Origin of the sequence: Flavobacterium sp. CAU 1735 (genome assembly GCF_039888695.1) — a bacterium.
Classification (GTDB): domain Bacteria; phylum Bacteroidota; class Bacteroidia; order Flavobacteriales; family Flavobacteriaceae; genus Flavobacterium.
This window is the reverse complement of the sequence record NZ_JBDQQQ010000003.1, coordinates 101,572-118,441: the sequence shown is the minus strand read 5'-3', so window position 1 is coordinate 118,441 and position 16,870 is coordinate 101,572. Positions and strand designations below refer to the sequence as shown.

The window sequence follows — 16,870 nt, the reverse complement described above, 5'->3', positions numbered from 1 at the left end:
TTTTAGTTAGTTTTTCATTTTATTATGGGTTATTACCGGAAAACCGGTCAACGAAGATACTAATTTTTCAGACTAGCTGTATTGGGCATTACAAATAGCTCCTATTTTTTTTAACTTCTTAAAAACAAAACGATTACAAGCCTTTATAAAACAAACGATCCGACATAAGCCGGATCGTTTTAGCAGGTTTAAGATCATTTTTATTCGATCACAATCTTTTTTGTGATACGATGCCCGTCTGCTTCCAGAACGGCCATATAGATTCCTCTGTTTAGTTTCGAAATATCGATTGTTTCCAATAACTCAGCATTGGCAAATTGCTGGTTCAACACCCGATTTCCATGAATATCCACAATTGTAAAAGAATAGTCATTAGTCGTTAGTTTTCCTTTATTGATCGTTAAGCGATTTTTAACCGGATTCGGGAAAAAGCTCACATTAAAATCCTTATTGGCATTTTCTGTTTCTGAAGTCGGAATAGTCGCTTTAGCAAAATGAAGTGTCGCACCGATGGCCGCTTTAGCCACATTATACACATATACGGTATCCAGATTAACCAATAAATCCTGTGTGGTATGGGCATGAGGGGAATAATAATGTTCGAAAAATCCGGTGATCACTTCTCCGTTTTCCTGAAATGGCATATAATCCGATCCGTATGCATACGACAATTCTGCTTTTAAAGGCGAATAAAGCTCCGTGCAGGCCATTAATTCTCTTGTTACCACATCGGAAGCCGCATTATTTGAAGTCGGCGCAAATAGGTCGCGTTCGCAAACAATCTTATCGTTTACTATTCCAGCGACACTTCCGATTTCGTCAATATTAAAAACCAACTTAATATCCATCTTAGGCGTTGTTCCGTTAACCACTGACGTCACATAGTGCGTACTTCCCAATAGTCCGTCTTCTTCTCCACTAAAATTGATAAATTTGATCGAATATTCCGTTGGGATATTTTGCAACAATCGGGCGATTTCAAGAATGGTAACTACACCACTACCGTTATCGTTGGTACCACTTCCAACAGCCGTATCATAATGTCCGCAAACAATTATGTAGGTATTTGGATAAACCGTACCCATTTTAGTCACAATTAAATTTTTACATGTCGACCCCGAATAGCTAAAGGTATCTTCCGATAATTCACTCGTTGTATAGCCATAACTCAGGTATTTATTTTTAAGCCACTGTAAGGTATTTGCCTGATTTACGGTACCCCGGTATTTCAGACCGAAATTTTCAAATTCCGTCAGATTCGTTACAATTCCGGTTTGTGACGCCTGGTTCGCAACATCGGCGTACTCCTGTATAAAGGTTTGCGCCTGAGTCGCCGTACCGCATACGGCCGCGACTAAAGAAAGCATTACGCTTTTAGTTAAGTTTTTCATTTTTTTGGTTAAGATTTAGGTTTTTTAATAGGTTATTCTCGATATATCGGGTAACGAATATAATAAATATTAATTTCACATTAGCGAGAATTTACAAAAAAACTTACAAAATTATTTTTTTTCATTTTTAACAATCGCTGTAACACAGGTATTTACAGGGATTCCAAAAAATAGTCCTATTCGCTTTATTGTTTTGGCACGCAAATTGAATTTAGATAAGTAACGGAATTCTTTAAAACCGATTCCGACAAGTGGATCCGAAAAACTATACGAGTAGGAAACTATTAAAATTAGGTATTATGAAAAAAATTACACTTTTAGTAGCCAGCATCTTCCTGGTGGGAAGTATGGCTCAAGCATCCGTTAATCCCGTTTTTTCTGATGCTAAAACCAACGGTCCGCGTTATGGAATCGATTACAGAAATGCCGAACCGATTATGTTTATGGAACGTGGTATTGCGTTTTATATCTTTCCGAATGGGGAATTTGATTTCAACACCCAACCGGAAACCAACGGAACCGTAGTATATCGAAACGGAAGACGCGGTGTGGTAAACACCACTTATGGCGCACCCGATCCTCGCAATCCGCGTTATTACAATACGGCTACAAACTATGGAATCCGTATCGAGCATGACAACTTTGGCCGTGTACGCCGCGTAGGTAACGTTTTTATCAACTACGACAGTGCAAACCGTGTCAAAAGAGTGGGAACCGTTTATATGAGTTACAACAGCTTTGCCTTGTCACAAGTAGGTGGTCTGCGTATTTTCTATAACAGAAGAGGACAAATTGTAGACATCAGCGGGTATGTAAACCGTGATTCTCAAGGATATGCCTATATTCCAGCTGGAAACAATACAAACAACGGTTATTATCCGGAAGATGATTATACCACTGGCGGATCATGGCAAAACAATAACGATGATTACTATTATTACAGAGCCGACGGTACGAAAGCGAAAATGACCGATAGTGACATCAAAGAAATAAAAGACAAATAATAAAAACGATTTATATTAAAATTTTGGTTGGTTAGTTTGAAGAAACCCGCGACGCTTTTTTTGCCGAGCGGGTTTTCTTATTATCGTTTTAACCGAACCATCGTCAGGACTTTATCCATAACGAAATTAATATCTTCCGAAATTTTAAAGATATAATTCAGATATAAGTATACGGCCGAAATCAATGTTGATTTTAGCAGGATTCCAATCACCGCATGAAACGGGAAATCCCAATAATAAAAAGCAAAAAAGCAGCCCAACGAGATGGCAAAGGAATAAAGTGTTTTTTTGGAAAACGGAAACAACTTCATCCGAACCACTACAAAAAGTAATTTCGCCACGCTATAAAGCGTAATCGAAATCAGAGTAGCAATGGCCGCTCCTTCGATTCCCAACCGCGGAATAAAATACATATTCAGACTTACGGTGAGGAAAACCAACAGCAATCCTAAAAACAAAACTGCCCGATAATATTTGGAATTAAAAATAATGGCATTGTTATTTCCTAAAAGCAAATCGAAATATTTGGAAAGTCCGATCACAAAAACCACAAAAATCCCACCGCTATAATTGGCCGGCAAAAGCGTATATAATTCTTTTACATTTACCAAAATTCCCAAAAACACCAATCCGCCAACAACCTGTAAGGAGATTGATGTTTTTTTATAGAGTTCGTTTAGTTCGTCGTGTTTATTTTCGGTCATTAATTTGGCCGTAATCGGATACGTAATCTGGTGCATCGCCCGACTGGGAACCGAGATAACCGTGGCAATAAAAATGGCCACCGAATAATAGGCAATATTTTCGATCGCGATATATTGACCAATCATATTTTTATCCACATCCAATAACATGTTCGCAATACTACCCGACAGGATAATAAACGACGAATACACCAATACGGCGCGGGTATTGTGCGGCAATTTAAATCGGAATACGATTGGTTTGACTTTAAAAGCATAAAACAGCATGAGCAACATCACCGCCAGGTAAATCAACATCAGGAAATTTACAAAAGCCTCGGGTGTAATCCATTTAAAATAAACCGAAAACAGGAAAACGGTAATAAAAATACGAAGTGCGATTTCTTTGATAAAACTTCCGAAAACCGATTGCATATGCACTTTCACCCAGGCATAAAAAATCTCGAAATATCCCATACACAACCCGATAACCGGAATTTGCCAGACATATTCATAAATGATCGGATTTTTTCGGGATAAAAACGAAGCTATAGCCGAATAGCCAAAAGTCCCAAACAGCATCATCGGAATGATCAGTAAAAAAGGAAGAAACAACACCAGTGTTAAGAACGCTTCTTTTTCTTCTTCCGTTTTATAATGGGTGAAATATTTGATCAGTGTGTTATGTACACCAAAAGCCATCAAAGGCATAATGATATTGGCCGACGACAACAAATAGCCGGTTAACCCATAATAGGTTTCGCCCAGAAACTTCGGATACATAAACAACGTATTCGCTGCACCGATAGCAAAACCGATATAGGTAATAATGGTGTTTTTTATGGATTGATTAATGACAATTCCCATACTATTTCAATAAATCGGCCAGTTGTTTGGTTAAATTCCTACGGCTGTATTGTTGCAAACCTACCGGATATACTTTTAGGTTTTGCGTCAGATAAAGTCTGTAATACGACAATAACGTCTCTTTTACCAAATCTTTATTATCGTATAAGGCAAAAACACCGGTATTCGTTTGTTTTATGATTCCGGCAAAATCGGCATCTTCCGGACCAATTGCCAGAATCGGTCGTTCGGAAACCATATATTCGAACAATTTCCCCGGGATAATACTTTTGGTTTCTTCCGAGTCGATTTCAACCAGCAATAACACTTGCGAACTTCGTTGCTGTTGCACAGCTTCCTGATGGGAAACATAACCAAGGTTATTCACATAAGGCGAAAGTCGGAACTCCTCGATCGTTTCGAGTACTTCCTGACTCGTTGCTCCGATTAATTTTAATTCGAAATGATCTTTAAAACCCGGTTCCTCTTTTATCAGTTCGCTAAGTGCTTTCCATAAAATCCGCGGATTACGTTCGGACAAAAATGACCCGATATGCGCCAATGAAAACTTCTCATCCAACGGAAGTCGGGTTACGTTTTCCACGTCATAACCGTTTGTAATCACATGAATAGGTTTGGATGTAATCGCTTCAAACTCTTTTTGCGTCGTACGACTTGTCACCAGTAGAAAATCGGCTTCCTGCATCACTTTTCGTTCCAGATCTTTGTGCTTTTGAGCAGCATAGTCCGATAATTTTAATGCTTTATGATACCCGATAGTCGTCCATGGATCACGGAAATCGGCCACCCATCGAATGCCCGTTTGCTCCTTTAAATGCATCCCGATAAGGTGCAAACTGTGCGGCGGACCGGTTGTAATTACCGTATCAATTCCGTTTTCTTTGATATACCGTTGCAAATAGGATACCGAAGGTTTTACCCATAACACCCGTGCATCCGGGATAAACAAATTCCCTCTGGTCCATAACATCAGGCGTTCGAGGAACGATTGCTTCTTTTTGTTCGGGATAATCCCGGAACTGATTTTTTTGGTTTTATTTTTTGAAAAAACCGATGCCCAGGCATACGGTTCTGTAATTTTCTTTTGTAATACCGTCACCCCTTGCGGCACTTCGTCCAGTAATTTAGCATCCTGTAACGGATAGGTTGGGTTCTCCGGAATATACACAATTGGTTCTACTCCGAACTCCGGTAAGTACTTTACAAACTTCAGCCAACGCTGTACACCCGGTCCTCCGGCCGGTGGCCAATAATAGGTTATAATCAGTACTTTCTTCATTATCGCTACGACGGGATCTGCTGTTTCTTTTTGTTGTCAAAATAAATACCGGCAATGATCAACGCTAACATCACGATAAAGCTAATCAATGAAATCATACTTCCTTTTTTGATGACTTCCGGTTCGAATTTGAATTCAATCGTATGTTTTCCGGCTGGAACTTCCATCGCACGCAATACATAATTCACTGCAAAATGAGGTACTTCCTTACCATCGATAGTCGCTTTCCATCCTTTCGGGTAATACACTTCCGAGAAAACCGCCAATCCTTTATTCGGATTATTGGCTGTATATTTTAGGTAGTTTGGTTCGTATTGTGTTAATTTAATGGTCGCTGTCGAATCGGTTACAAACGTATTTTCTTTTACCACACCAACAAATTCCTTCTGATTCAGCACGGCTGTTTTTTTCGTATCCAGTTTATCCAGTGCTTTCATTTCGGCATCCGGCGTATCCACTTTTTTCACGTCGCTCACAAACCAGGCGTTTCCATTTGCTTCCGCATTTTTTAATGGAATATCCTGACCCTGATCGTCTTTCTGGATGATATATTTTACATTCAGCATGTTTAACACACCAATGTTGTTTTTCGCAATCTGATAATCGAACAGCTGTTGCATTTTTCTTGGTTTGGCCGCATGATAACCGCCAATCGAGCTATGGAAATAGGACGTTCTGGCGCTCGACATGTTTCCTTCGACTTCAAACACACGGTAGTGCGTGGTGTCTTTTAGAATCTGTTCGTCGGCCGGAGTTGCTTCAAACGGAACATCCGCCTGACGTGCCGATACAAAACTATCGCTGTTTACATAATTTTTATCCACAAAGAATAAATCACCTACCATTAGTACGCCTACCAAAACCACTGCTGTTACCTGCGACAATTTGTTTTTAGAGAACAACCATAAAATAGCAGCCGCTAGCAAAATCAATACGCCCGAACGCAATAAATCGGATACATACATCGCTGCACGTTGTTCTTTTAAAGCGTCGATAAACGGAGGGCCCATTTCGCCATAGGCCTTTAAATACATACTGTCACTTCCGCCGGTAAAGTCGAACATTCCTTTGGCAAACAACAATATTACTACTACCCCCAATGCCGTAGCACCCGATTTCCATAGGGCATTCCAACGTTCTTTTTCTTCAGCTTTAAAGAAAGACTGCAATCCTAAAACCGCCAGAACCGGCATACACAATTCCAGGATTACCTGAATTGAAGACACGGCACGGAATTTATTGTACATCGGCACATAATCGATAAAGAAGTTGGTCAGCGCCGGGAAATATTTCCCCCACGACAAAAACAACGACATTAATGCTCCGGCCAAAAAGGCATATTTAATTTTTCGGTTATCGACAAACAACGCCAATACAGCCAGGAAGAAAACGATAGCTCCGATATAGGCCGGTGCGGCTACAATGGGCTGTGCTCCCCAATAGGTTGGCACACTCGATACAAAATCTTTCGCCTGACTTGGAGAGGCTCCCTGATTGGAAATAAACTCATACATGGGTGAATTTTCACCTACATTTTCGTGGTTCGAACCACCAAATAAACGCGGTGCAATCAGGTTAAAGCTTTCGGCAATACCGTAACTATATTCGGTGATATAATCGTAGGACATCGCATTGCTGCTTTCTTTTTTAGAACCGTCCGGATTAAAGGTCAGTTCACTATCACTTCGGGTACTGTATTTGGCATATTCCGAAGTGGCCATTAAATTCGTTGCGTTTACACCGATACTCAAAATACCGGCAATCGCAAACGTGGCGGCAATGATTCCAAGATCTTTATATTCTTTATTTTTAATATACTGAACCAGATAATAAATTCCGATTACCAATAGGAATAACAACAGATAATAGGTCATCTGGAAGTGATTCGCATTGATTTCCAACGCTGCTGCAAGCATCGTGAGTATTCCGCCTGCCAAATAGCGTTTCCGGAATACCAGAATCACCCCGGCAACTACCATAGGCATATAGGCGATGGCGTGGGCTTTTGCATTATGTCCGACACCGAGAATGATGATCAGATAGGTTGAAAAACCGAAAGCCAGCGCTCCGAAAAATGCTTTCAGGCTATCGACACGAAATACACGTAACAGTATATAAAATCCAAGGAAATACAGAAACAGATAATCGGCCGGACGCGGCAGAAAACGGATTACCGAGTCCAGTTGTTTGATAAAATTATTAGGATAATTGGCACCCAACTGGTAGGTTGGCATTCCGCCAAAAGCACTATCCGTCCAATAGGGTTCTTGTCCGGTTGTTTTTCTAAAATCGGTTTGTTCTTTCGCCATACCGATATATTGTGCGATATCGGATTGGAAAACTTTTTTCCCTTGCAATACAGGATGAAAATACAATAAAGAGATTAGTACGAAGCCAAGTATTGCCAGTACATGGGGATAAAATTTAGAAAGGTTTTTCATAAAACGAATTTAGCCTAATAATAGTAGGCTAAAATAGAAATAAAAGTATTGTAAAAAAAGAAAAAGAGTAGCTTTAAACACTACTCTAACTCTTCGAAATCGATATATTCTCCAACTTTTTTCTTTTCCTTTGGTTTATCGGACGAAAAGTTGGATTGTGTATTTTGTTGCTGTTGCGTTTGTTGCTGGTTATAATATTGTTGTTGCTGCTGGAAATTTTCTTCTGCTTTTTTCACCACCTGCTGTAAAAAGTAAGGTGCCAATAGTTTCATTACAAATTTCAGGGCATAGTAAATTACAATAATCCACAACAACGTTTTTACAAGACCGCTAAATGATGCCGTATCCATAATCTATAATTTTTTCCAAATTTACTAAATCCAACGGTTAAAAATAAATTCTATTTCTTAAAATAATAATAAAATAACTACATTTGATTTTACGTTTATACGTTACTGAAAACTCTTTTTACCCATGATAAAGCATTTTAAACTCAAGATAGCAGGTCTGCTTCTATTTTCCACTTCCGTACATTACGCCCAGTTTACCGACGAGATCAACTCGAATCGTCCCGGTAAATCCCACGGTGCCTTTTCGGTTGGAAAAACGGTAATTCAGGCCGAAGCCGGTACCTATTATATTAACGACAAACACAAATACTTAGGGTATAAATCATCCGGTTTTGGGGGCGAATTGAGCTTGCGTTACGGTGCGGTTCTGGAGCAATTGGAGTTTATCGGCGATATTCAATACCAGTTTGACACCTATAAAACCGATTATTCCGAAACCAGTCGAACCGGTATCAAACAAGCATTAATCGGAGCCAAATACCTGGTTTACGATCCGTTTAAAAACCACGAAGACAAAGTAAACATCTATAGCTGGAAAGCCAATCATCGTTTTAAATGGCGTCAGTTTATCCCGGCTGTCGGTGTATATGCCGGAGCCAATTTTGCTTTATCCGACAGTTATAAAATTCCGGACGAACCGGCTTTTAGTCCGAGGGTGATGTTGATCACCCAAAACCATTTTGGCGCGCAATGGGTGTTGGTCGGAAACTTTATCGCCGACAAGTTTATTTCCGAATATAAGAGTTATGGCTATATTCTAACGTTAACGCGCGGAATCAACGCCAAATGGTCGGCTTTCCTGGAAAACCAGGGTTATCAAAGTGATTATTATTCTGATATGATTTTTAGAGGTGGTGCAGCTTATCTGCTTCAGAAAAACATGCAGATCGATGCTTCCATCGGAGCAAACATCAAAGACACACCGGCTTTAATCATAGGTGGAATCGGATTTTCATGGCGTTTTGACAAAAACTACAAACCGGTAGAAATCAAAAGCGGAAAAGAAGAAAAAGGCAAAAAAGACGGTAAAAAAGAAGAAAAGAAAAAACGTGTTGACGAAGTACAACCCGAATAGATTTTAAAATGATTACAATAAAAGAAGCCCTCACTCAAAAGGAAATGACCGATTTCGTTACCTTTCCTTTTCAGTTATATAAAAACAATCCCTATTGGGTTCCTCCGTTGATCAAAGATGAACTAAAGAGTTTTAACCCCAAAAATGATATTTTTAAAAGCGTAACCGCTCGCTATTTTCTGGCGTATCAAGACGGAAAACTTGCAGGCCGGATTGCTGCGATTATCAACTGGACGGAAGTCAACACACTACACAAATCGAAAGTACGCTTTGGCTGGTTTGACGTGATCGATAACCTCGAAGTGACCAAAGCGTTACTGGATAAAGTAATTGAACTCGGCAAAGAACACAACCTTGACTATATGGAAGGTCCTGTGGGTTTTTCCAACATGGACAAAGCCGGAATGCTTACCGAAGGCTTTGATCAGATTGCGACAATGATCGGACTTTATAACCACGCTTATTATCCGGAACATCTGGAAAAGTTAGGCTTTACCAAAGAAGCGGAATGGCTGGAATATAAAATCGATGCCAAACAGGTTGACTTAGGTAAAATTGAGCCGCTGTCGCGCATTATCGAGCAACGCTATGCCGTCAAAAGTCTGAATTTTAAATCAACAAAAGACATTATTCCATATGTAGATGAAATGTTTGGGCTTTTAAACAAAACCTACGCCGAATTACAGAGTTTTGTTCCGATCGAACAATTTCAAATTGATCATTATAAAGAAAAATACATCTCGTTTATCCATCCCGATTTTATCACCTGCGTAACCGACAAAGATGGCAAAATGATTGCCTTTGGTATTACGATGCCTTCGTTTTCCAAAGCGTTTCAGAAAGCCAATGGAAAACTCTTCCCTTTTGGTTTCCTGCATTTGTTACGCGCTATGAAAAAGAATGATCATGCTGAGTTTTATCTGATTGGCGTGGATCCGGAATATCAGAACAAAGGGGTTACCGCGTTGATTTTAAAAAGGATGTATGAAGTTTTTACCAAGCGTGGCATTCTAACCGTAGAAACCAATCCGCAGTTGGAAGAAAACAAAAAGATACAACAACTTTGGAAAAATTTTAGTCCGATTATCCATAAAAGACGTAAAACATTCCGTAAAGATTTATAATAAAAAGAGACTATCATCTAATAGTCTCTTTTTTGTTTTACACTAAAATGCCAAACCTGACAGGTCTATATTGCAAACGCTAAAAGACCTGTCAGGTTTAATATCTATTAGAATAATCATTCCCTTTTATCCCTATTCAATTTAAAAGCCAAACCTGACAGGTCTATATTCCAAACGCTAAAAGACCTGTCAGGTTTAATATCTATTAGAATAACCCATTCCCTTCTATTCGTATTCAATCTAAAAGTCAAACTATATTAAAAACGCTAAAAGACCTGTCAGGTTTAAATAAATAAAAAAAAGACTGTCTCTTACGACAGTCTTTTTCCTTTTTTGAGAGATCCGATTTTTAATTTAATTTATTAAACGTATCGGTATAATTTCCTGTAATCGTTACATTGTTTCCTTTGGTAACCGAACCGTAGATCGTGATCGAAGATCCGCTACCTACGAATTCTAATGTCGCACCACTATTTAATACAAGGTTACCGTAAATTACTACACTACCTTCTACTTTAAGTTTTGCGTTACTGTTAATGTTTAATGACTGATAAGGATTATTCGCCTGACCTTGCGCCAAAGTTCCTTTCATATAGAACACACCACCACTGTTAATGTTCAATCCTTGCGATACCGCCATTGAACCACAGAAAGTAAGGTTTGCATTTACGTTAACACCTTGTACAGAAGCCGAACCTTTATATTTTAGGTCTTGTCCTGAGTTAACATTTAACCACTGGTCACCTGGATAATTCGGGAAGCTTGTACAGTCGATTGAACTCACCGGAGCAGCAATCATCTTAATGATTTTCAGACCACCATTACCATTTGCTACGAAAATATAGTCACCAGAACTTTTTACATAGTTTGCAGAACCGTTAGGCGTAGAAGCATTTAAAGCCAATGAACCTAAAAGTGATAATGATCCGGAAGTATTATAGATATATAAACCGGCAGCACCATTTGCAACGAATGCTTTATTGTTGTTAACCGATACCGCATTGGTAACGATATCCTGTTGATTAGCACCTGCAACATTAGTAGGTACTGCAATCGTTTGTGATTTAGCACCACTAGTAAGATTATATACTCCTAAACCATTGTATCCTTCTGATACTAACACGCGGCTATCGGAGAAATCGATTGTTCTTTTAGCATCGGCTACGTCCTGAGAAGTTGCGAAAGATGTTTGTAAAGCGAATGTATTTTGATCATACACTTTTACCCCTTGCGTACCACTCAACACAACAATTTTATTGTTTACACTTCCTAAAGCTCTTAAATCCGCAACCGGGATTGAAGCCTCAAAAGTATTGTTTGATTTGTTATAACGTACCAATTCTCCATTATATCCGGAAACCGCATAATATTTAGAGCTGGTTGCGAAGATATCCATCGTTACATTTCCTAAAATGCTTGTTGATGCATAGTTATTGGTTAACAATCCGTTTTGTAATGGCATTTTTGCTACAAAAGCAGGGCTTGTTGTACCAGAATTTGCATTGGCGCCAGAAGCACCTGCAATATATAAGAATCCGTCATTATACGAAATCGCGCTAATGTCGCTGTTCGGGAAAATCGCCTGAACCACTAACTGCGGATTGTTCGGATTTGAAATATTGATCACATCAATAGCTCCTAAATAGGTATCTCCTTCTGTATTATACGAAACATACGCATAAACACCGTTGATATCTACGTGTGTAGCTTTTAAAACTTTTCCGTTGTAAGAAGGCGGATTTACTTCGGCTACTAAAGCTAATGGAAAATCGCTTCCGGCAGCAGTTGCCATTTTACCTTCTCCGTTAGTTAACTCTAAAACTCCGGAGTTCGAAAAACTAATTCGCTGATTTAAAGCGTTAATGTCTGAATTTAAGATAACTTTATCAGCATCTCCGTTAGGATTTACACCGTTCGTATCGTCAGACTGACATCCAATTACAGTAGCAAAAAGGGCCAAAACGGCAATCCCTGTTAATTTATTTAATTTCATAGTTAATTTATTTGGGACAAAACTAAGACTTTTTTAAGCCAATTCATGTTAAAAAAAAGAGTTGTTTATCGTAAAAAAAAGCGCGACACCGAAAAATTTCCCGGTGTCGCGTAAATTTATATGTAAAAAAATCTTATTGTGCGCTTACGTCAACTGTTGTTTCTGCAGCGATTTTTTTATAGGTTCCATTTGTCAGTTTTTCGCGAATCGCTTCGAAAGCACGTAACGTCTCTTCGATATCCTGTAAGGTATGCGAAGCTGTCGGAATCATACGTAATAAGATAATTCCTTTCGGGATTACCGGATACACTACGATCGACAGGAATATTCCGTAATTTTCACGTAAATCGTTTACCATCACCATCGCTTCCGGAATACTACCTTCCAGATAAACCGGTGTTACACAGGTATTGGTATCACCAATATTAAACCCTTTTGATTTTAAACCGTTTTGTAGTGCATTTACATTTCCCCACAATTTGTCTTTCAATTCGGGCATGGAACGCAACATATCCAAACGTTTTAAAGCACCAACCGTCATAATCATCGGTAACGATTTTGCAAACATCTGAGAACGTAAATTGTACTTCAGGTAATCGATAATGTCTTTATCAGCCGCTACAAACGCTCCGATACTAGCCATCGATTTGGCAAAAGTCGAGAAATACACATCGATACCGTCCTGACATCCTTGCTCTTCTCCTGCTCCTGCTCCGGTTTTACCCAGTGTTCCGAATCCGTGTGCATCGTCTACCAATAAACGGAAATTATATTTTTCCTTTAAAGCTACGATTTCTTTTAGTTTTCCCTGTTGTCCTCGCATTCCGAAAACACCTTCGGTAATCACCAGAATTCCGCCACCGTTTTCCGTTGCCATTTTAGTAGCACGCTCCAGGTTTTTTTCCAGACTGGCTACATCGTTGTGTTTATAGGTAAATCGTTTCCCCATATGCAAACGTACCCCATCGATGATACATGCATGTGAATCCACATCATAAACGATCACGTCATTTTTAGTCACCAAAGCATCAATAATAGACACCATTCCCTGATAACCAAAATTCAGCAGGTAGGCTGCTTCTTTTTGTACAAAAGCCGCCAATTCATTTTGCAATTGCTCGTGGATGGTGGTATGTCCACTCATCATCCGCGCGCCCATCGGGTAAGCCGCACCGTAGTCTAAAGCTGCTTGCGCATCTACTTTACGAACTTCCGGGTGGTTTGCCAATCCTAAATAATCGTTGATACTCCAGTTTAAAATTTCTTTTCCGTGAAATTGCATTCTAGGTCCTAATTGTCCTTCCAATTTCGGAAATACATAATATCCTTCAGCCTGAGAAGCCCATTTTCCCAAAGGACCTTTATTACTTTGAATTCTTTCGAATAAATCTTTTACCATACTATTCTATGTTAAGTATATTAAAAACGTGCCAAAAGTAGTTATTTATTATATGCCATCATAATAATTTGGGATTGTTTTATGGCGGTATCCGGTTTTTATAAAAAATAAACAGAGCCGGGAAAACCCGACTCTGTTAGCACCTAATTTATAACATATACTTGAGGGTGTATGTTCAGAATTCAAAAATGACACAATAACTTCCCAACAGGAGTATTAGTGCAATAATTACTCCGGCAAAGCCAATTTTTATAGCCCTATCCCGATCGTGTATCATTCCGTTTACGACTATTAGTCCGGAACAGACAAAGAGGAAAACAAGCAGGAGTAACAATACTAATTGTCCTAAACTCATCTATTATTGTCTTACATTGAAATAATGATGAATTCACTTCTCCGGTTTAGCTGGTGTTCTGCTTCGGAACACGGCACGCCATCGGCGCATTTGTTCAGCAGTTGTGTCTCACCATAACCTTTCCCGGTTAAACGGGAAGGATCAATGCCTTGTTTCACCATCCATGCAATGGTCGATTTTGCCCTTCTATCAGACAAACGTTCATTATATTGATGTGTTTGGCGACTATCAGTATGCGAACGTACATCGATTTTCATTTTCGGATAGTCTTTCATCACTTCTACAATCTTCGCCAGGTCTACCGCGGCATCCGGACGGATATTCCATTTATCCAGATCGAAATAGATGATTTTGATTCCGAATGTTTTCGCTAAATCATCACCTGTTTGTACCGGTTTAACGGTTTTATCCAAGGCAACCGGTAAGTTGGTAGTTCCCGACGTTTCCGGAATGATCACACTAATTTCGCGGGTATTGTAGGCCGGTAATTCGGCTTTTACAAAATATTTGCGTTTGCAATCCACTTCTCCGAAATTGTAATTTCCGTTGGCATCCGTCGTGATCGTTTTTACCACTTTAAAGTTTTCGTCAAACAAAGTAACCGTAGCATTTTGCAAAGGCGCACCGGTTTCCGAATCGGTTACTACGCCAGCCAACAACTGTTCGCAGGCATATTGCAACGGTATGTTTTCGATAAACGTATAAATATCATCCGCTCCTTGTCCGCCGTCGCGGTTTGAGGTCAGGAATCCTTTTTTGGTAGACGTATTGATCAAGAAAGCAAAATCATCTTTCGGACTATTCGCCGGCGCACCAATATTCATTACCTTTTTATAGGTACCATCGTTAGCCGGTTTCGATACAAAAATATCCAGTCCGCCCAAACCTAAATGGCCGTCGGAAGCGAAATACAATTCGTTATTTTCCGACACAAACGGAAAGGTTTCCCTACCCGGTGTATTGATGGTTGGTCCCAGATTTTGTGGTGTCCCAAAACTTCCATCGGCCTTAATTTCGACTTTAAAGATATCCGATTGTCCTAAGGTTCCCGGCATATTCGAAACAAAATACAGTGTTTTTTCATCCGGACTTAAAGCCGGGTGCGCCACACTATAACTGTCGCTATTAAACGGTAACTCCGTTACATTTGTCCACTTTCCGTCTTTTAACGTCGCTCTGTAAACTTTTAGCAAGGTTGTTTTCGCATTATCTTTACCTTTCTTTCCGTTGTTAAAGTTATTACGGGTAAAGTACATGGTGTTCCCATCTTTGGTAAAAACCGGTGTGGCTTCGTGAAAACGGGTATTGATTTCCTTCGCGAAACGTTCCGGCTGTGACAACGAACCGTCCTGATTGATCGTTACCGCATACATATTGGTAAACGATTCTCCGGTCCAGGTGTGTACTCTTTTACTAAATACACCAGAGGTATCCCGAGCCGAGACAAATACCATTTTATCACCGGAAAAAGCACTTCCGTAATCGGAATATTGTGAATTGATTCCGGCATTATCGATCGTAAATCGTCCTGAATTTCGTTTAATCACTTCCAGATAATCCGTTTGATTCTGGTACATTTTTCCACGGACATCACTGGCGTTTTTTTCATGGAATTTTGCCAACATCCGGTTCGCTTTTTCATAATCGCCAACCGATTTTAGCGATTGCGCATAGCGGTAATAATATTCCGCTTCCACATCCTGCGACAGTGCAAATAATTCGCCATACCATTTTGCAGCCTGATCCAATTTCCCGTTAAAATAATAGGAATCGCCCAGTTTTTCCAATACTTCAACTGACTTATAGCCTTTGTCGGCTATTTTTTCGTAGGTTTTAATCGCATCGATATAGGCATAATTATCATATTCCTTATTCGCTGTTTTTATTTTCCCGTTTTGTGAATAGACTCCGGTCGAAACCAACATCATCAAACCGAATTGCAATACTATTTTTTTCATAATCCTTTTATTAATTAGAAGAATCTCGGAGACGTTATTCTGTTATTTCTGTTAAACAATTCGAATCTCAGGAAAATTTCATGCGATCCTGAATTATAGTCAGCCAGTTTTGTGGTTTCCATATCGTAAGCATATCCGGCAAACAAACCGTTTGTAATCTGAAATCCAACCATCGCACTGCAAGCCGCATCCCAACGATAGGCCAATCCGGCGGTAAATTTCTCATACAACAGGAAATTGGCCGACAAGTCTACCTGTAACGGCGCTCCTTTTACCACTTTGGTTAGTAAAGCCGGTTTGAATTTTACATCGGAACCCAATTCGAACACATGTCCGGCGATCAGGTAGTAATGCATATTCTCTTTGGCTGTCGATTGCGAACTTTTGTCGTAATGTTTGGTTTCCAAAAAATTCGGCACCGAAATTCCTACATAGGTTTTATCGGAATGCAAGTAGATTCCGGCACCGAAATTGGGAGAAAACTTATTATCGATATTGTTCTGAAAACGCGGATCCGACCAATCGTAAACATTCAGTTTGGTAAAGTCGACATTTAATAAATGTGCCGTGGCTTTTAAACCGAAAGACAATTTAAAGCGTTCGGATGTATTAATGGTATATGAAAAATCTGCTGAAATCGCATTTTCATCCGCCGGCCCGATTCTGTCATTTACAAACGACAAACCCAATCCGAGATTACTATTATTAAGTGGTGTATTTAGCGACACGGCATTTGTTACCGGCGCACCTTCCAATCCAACCCATTGTGTACGGTGTAATCCGAAAATACTCATCACGCCACGGGAACCGGCATAGGCCGGGTTAACGTTAATGGTATTATACATATATTGGGTATACTGAGCATCCTGCTGGGCAAATCCACCGATACCGGTTAACAGTAAAACGAAAAGTATAAATTTTGTTCTCATTTTTATTTTGTTTTATAAACCC

12 protein-coding genes are annotated in these 16,870 nt (G+C 39.6%); 3 read left to right on the top strand and 9 right to left on the bottom strand.

Going from position 1 to position 16,870, the window contains the following annotated elements:
* Positions 1-200: 200 nt before the first annotated feature.
* On the bottom strand, positions 201-1,391 hold the full coding sequence (locus AAFN64_RS09425; protein ID WP_300485233.1) for a M28 family peptidase: 1,191 nt from the start codon (positions 1,389-1,391) through the stop codon (positions 201-203).
* Positions 1,392-1,690: 299 nt separating this feature from the next.
* On the opposite strand from AAFN64_RS09425, the gene AAFN64_RS09420 reads away from it, so the two are divergent.
* Positions 1,691-2,395 (top strand): hypothetical protein, encoded by a 705-nt coding sequence (locus AAFN64_RS09420; RefSeq protein ID WP_347760235.1) that lies wholly within the window; start codon positions 1,691-1,693, stop codon positions 2,393-2,395.
* An 80-nt stretch (positions 2,396-2,475) separates the two neighbouring features.
* Here AAFN64_RS09420 and AAFN64_RS09415 read toward each other — a convergent pair whose 3' ends face one another.
* From AAFN64_RS09415 to AAFN64_RS09400, 4 genes are all read right to left on the bottom strand, one after another.
* Positions 2,476-3,945: a polysaccharide biosynthesis C-terminal domain-containing protein gene (locus AAFN64_RS09415; RefSeq protein ID WP_347760234.1), complete on the bottom strand. Its 1,470-nt coding sequence runs from the start codon at positions 3,943-3,945 to the stop codon at positions 2,476-2,478.
* A 1-nt stretch (position 3,946) separates the two neighbouring features.
* Positions 3,947-5,224 (bottom strand): glycosyltransferase family 4 protein, encoded by a 1,278-nt coding sequence (locus AAFN64_RS09410; RefSeq protein ID WP_347760233.1) that lies wholly within the window; start codon positions 5,222-5,224, stop codon positions 3,947-3,949.
* A gap of 5 nt (positions 5,225-5,229) precedes the next feature.
* Positions 5,230-7,665 carry a YfhO family protein gene (locus AAFN64_RS09405; protein ID WP_347760232.1) on the bottom strand — a complete coding sequence of 812 codons (2,436 nt, stop codon included), beginning with the start codon at positions 7,663-7,665 and terminating at the stop codon, positions 5,230-5,232.
* An 80-nt stretch (positions 7,666-7,745) separates the two neighbouring features.
* Positions 7,746-8,015 carry a DUF4834 family protein gene (locus tag AAFN64_RS09400; protein ID WP_300485245.1) on the bottom strand — a complete coding sequence of 90 codons (270 nt, stop codon included), beginning with the start codon at positions 8,013-8,015 and terminating at the stop codon, positions 7,746-7,748.
* Positions 8,016-8,139: 124 nt separating this feature from the next.
* Here AAFN64_RS09400 and AAFN64_RS09395 point away from each other — a divergent pair, with 124 nt between their 5' ends.
* Together AAFN64_RS09395 and AAFN64_RS09390 are read left to right on the top strand one after the other, a co-directional pair.
* Positions 8,140-9,090, top strand: coding sequence for a transporter (locus tag AAFN64_RS09395; RefSeq protein ID WP_347760231.1), 951 nt, complete (start codon positions 8,140-8,142; stop codon positions 9,088-9,090).
* An 8-nt stretch (positions 9,091-9,098) separates the two neighbouring features.
* Entirely contained in the window at positions 9,099-10,214 is a 1,116-nt protein-coding gene (locus AAFN64_RS09390; RefSeq protein WP_300485250.1) for a GNAT family N-acetyltransferase, read from the top strand.
* A 349-nt stretch (positions 10,215-10,563) separates the two neighbouring features.
* Here AAFN64_RS09390 and AAFN64_RS09385 read toward each other — a convergent pair whose 3' ends face one another.
* From AAFN64_RS09385 to AAFN64_RS09370, 4 genes are all read right to left on the bottom strand, one after another.
* Positions 10,564-12,207 (bottom strand): hypothetical protein, encoded by a 1,644-nt coding sequence (locus AAFN64_RS09385; protein WP_347760230.1) that lies wholly within the window; start codon positions 12,205-12,207, stop codon positions 10,564-10,566.
* Positions 12,208-12,340: 133 nt separating this feature from the next.
* Complete coding sequence (locus tag AAFN64_RS09380) at positions 12,341-13,606, bottom strand: pyridoxal phosphate-dependent aminotransferase family protein (protein ID WP_347760229.1); 1,266 nt, start codon at positions 13,604-13,606, stop codon at positions 12,341-12,343.
* 366 nt (positions 13,607-13,972) lie between these two features.
* Entirely contained in the window at positions 13,973-15,919 is a 1,947-nt protein-coding gene (locus tag AAFN64_RS09375; RefSeq protein ID WP_347760228.1) for an OmpA family protein, read from the bottom strand.
* 14 nt (positions 15,920-15,933) lie between these two features.
* The gene (locus AAFN64_RS09370; protein WP_300485258.1) at positions 15,934-16,848 is read right to left on the bottom strand and encodes a type IX secretion system membrane protein PorP/SprF; all 915 of its coding nucleotides are present in this window, start codon (positions 16,846-16,848) and stop codon (positions 15,934-15,936) included.
* Positions 16,849-16,870 lie beyond the last annotated feature (22 nt).

Excerpts from the sequence above, each read along its gene's own strand:
- AAFN64_RS09390 (WP_300485250.1), top strand. The coding sequence starts at position 9,099 with ATGATTACAATAAAAGAAGCCCTCACTCAAAAGGAAATGACCGATTTC.
- AAFN64_RS09405 (WP_347760232.1), bottom strand. The coding sequence starts at position 7,665 with ATGAAAAACCTTTCTAAATTTTATCCCCATGTACTGGCAATACTTGGC.
- AAFN64_RS09425 (WP_300485233.1), bottom strand. The coding sequence starts at position 1,391 with ATGAAAAACTTAACTAAAAGCGTAATGCTTTCTTTAGTCGCGGCCGTA.
- AAFN64_RS09395 (WP_347760231.1), top strand. The coding sequence starts at position 8,140 with ATGATAAAGCATTTTAAACTCAAGATAGCAGGTCTGCTTCTATTTTCC.
- AAFN64_RS09370 (WP_300485258.1), bottom strand. The coding sequence starts at position 16,848 with ATGAGAACAAAATTTATACTTTTCGTTTTACTGTTAACCGGTATCGGT.
- AAFN64_RS09420 (WP_347760235.1), top strand. The coding sequence starts at position 1,691 with ATGAAAAAAATTACACTTTTAGTAGCCAGCATCTTCCTGGTGGGAAGT.
- AAFN64_RS09415 (WP_347760234.1), bottom strand. The coding sequence starts at position 3,945 with ATGGGAATTGTCATTAATCAATCCATAAAAAACACCATTATTACCTAT.
- AAFN64_RS09410 (WP_347760233.1), bottom strand. The coding sequence starts at position 5,224 with ATGAAGAAAGTACTGATTATAACCTATTATTGGCCACCGGCCGGAGGA.
- AAFN64_RS09375 (WP_347760228.1), bottom strand. The coding sequence starts at position 15,919 with ATGAAAAAAATAGTATTGCAATTCGGTTTGATGATGTTGGTTTCGACC.
- AAFN64_RS09380 (WP_347760229.1), bottom strand. The coding sequence starts at position 13,606 with ATGGTAAAAGATTTATTCGAAAGAATTCAAAGTAATAAAGGTCCTTTG.
- AAFN64_RS09400 (WP_300485245.1), bottom strand. The coding sequence starts at position 8,015 with ATGGATACGGCATCATTTAGCGGTCTTGTAAAAACGTTGTTGTGGATT.
- AAFN64_RS09385 (WP_347760230.1), bottom strand. The coding sequence starts at position 12,207 with ATGAAATTAAATAAATTAACAGGGATTGCCGTTTTGGCCCTTTTTGCT.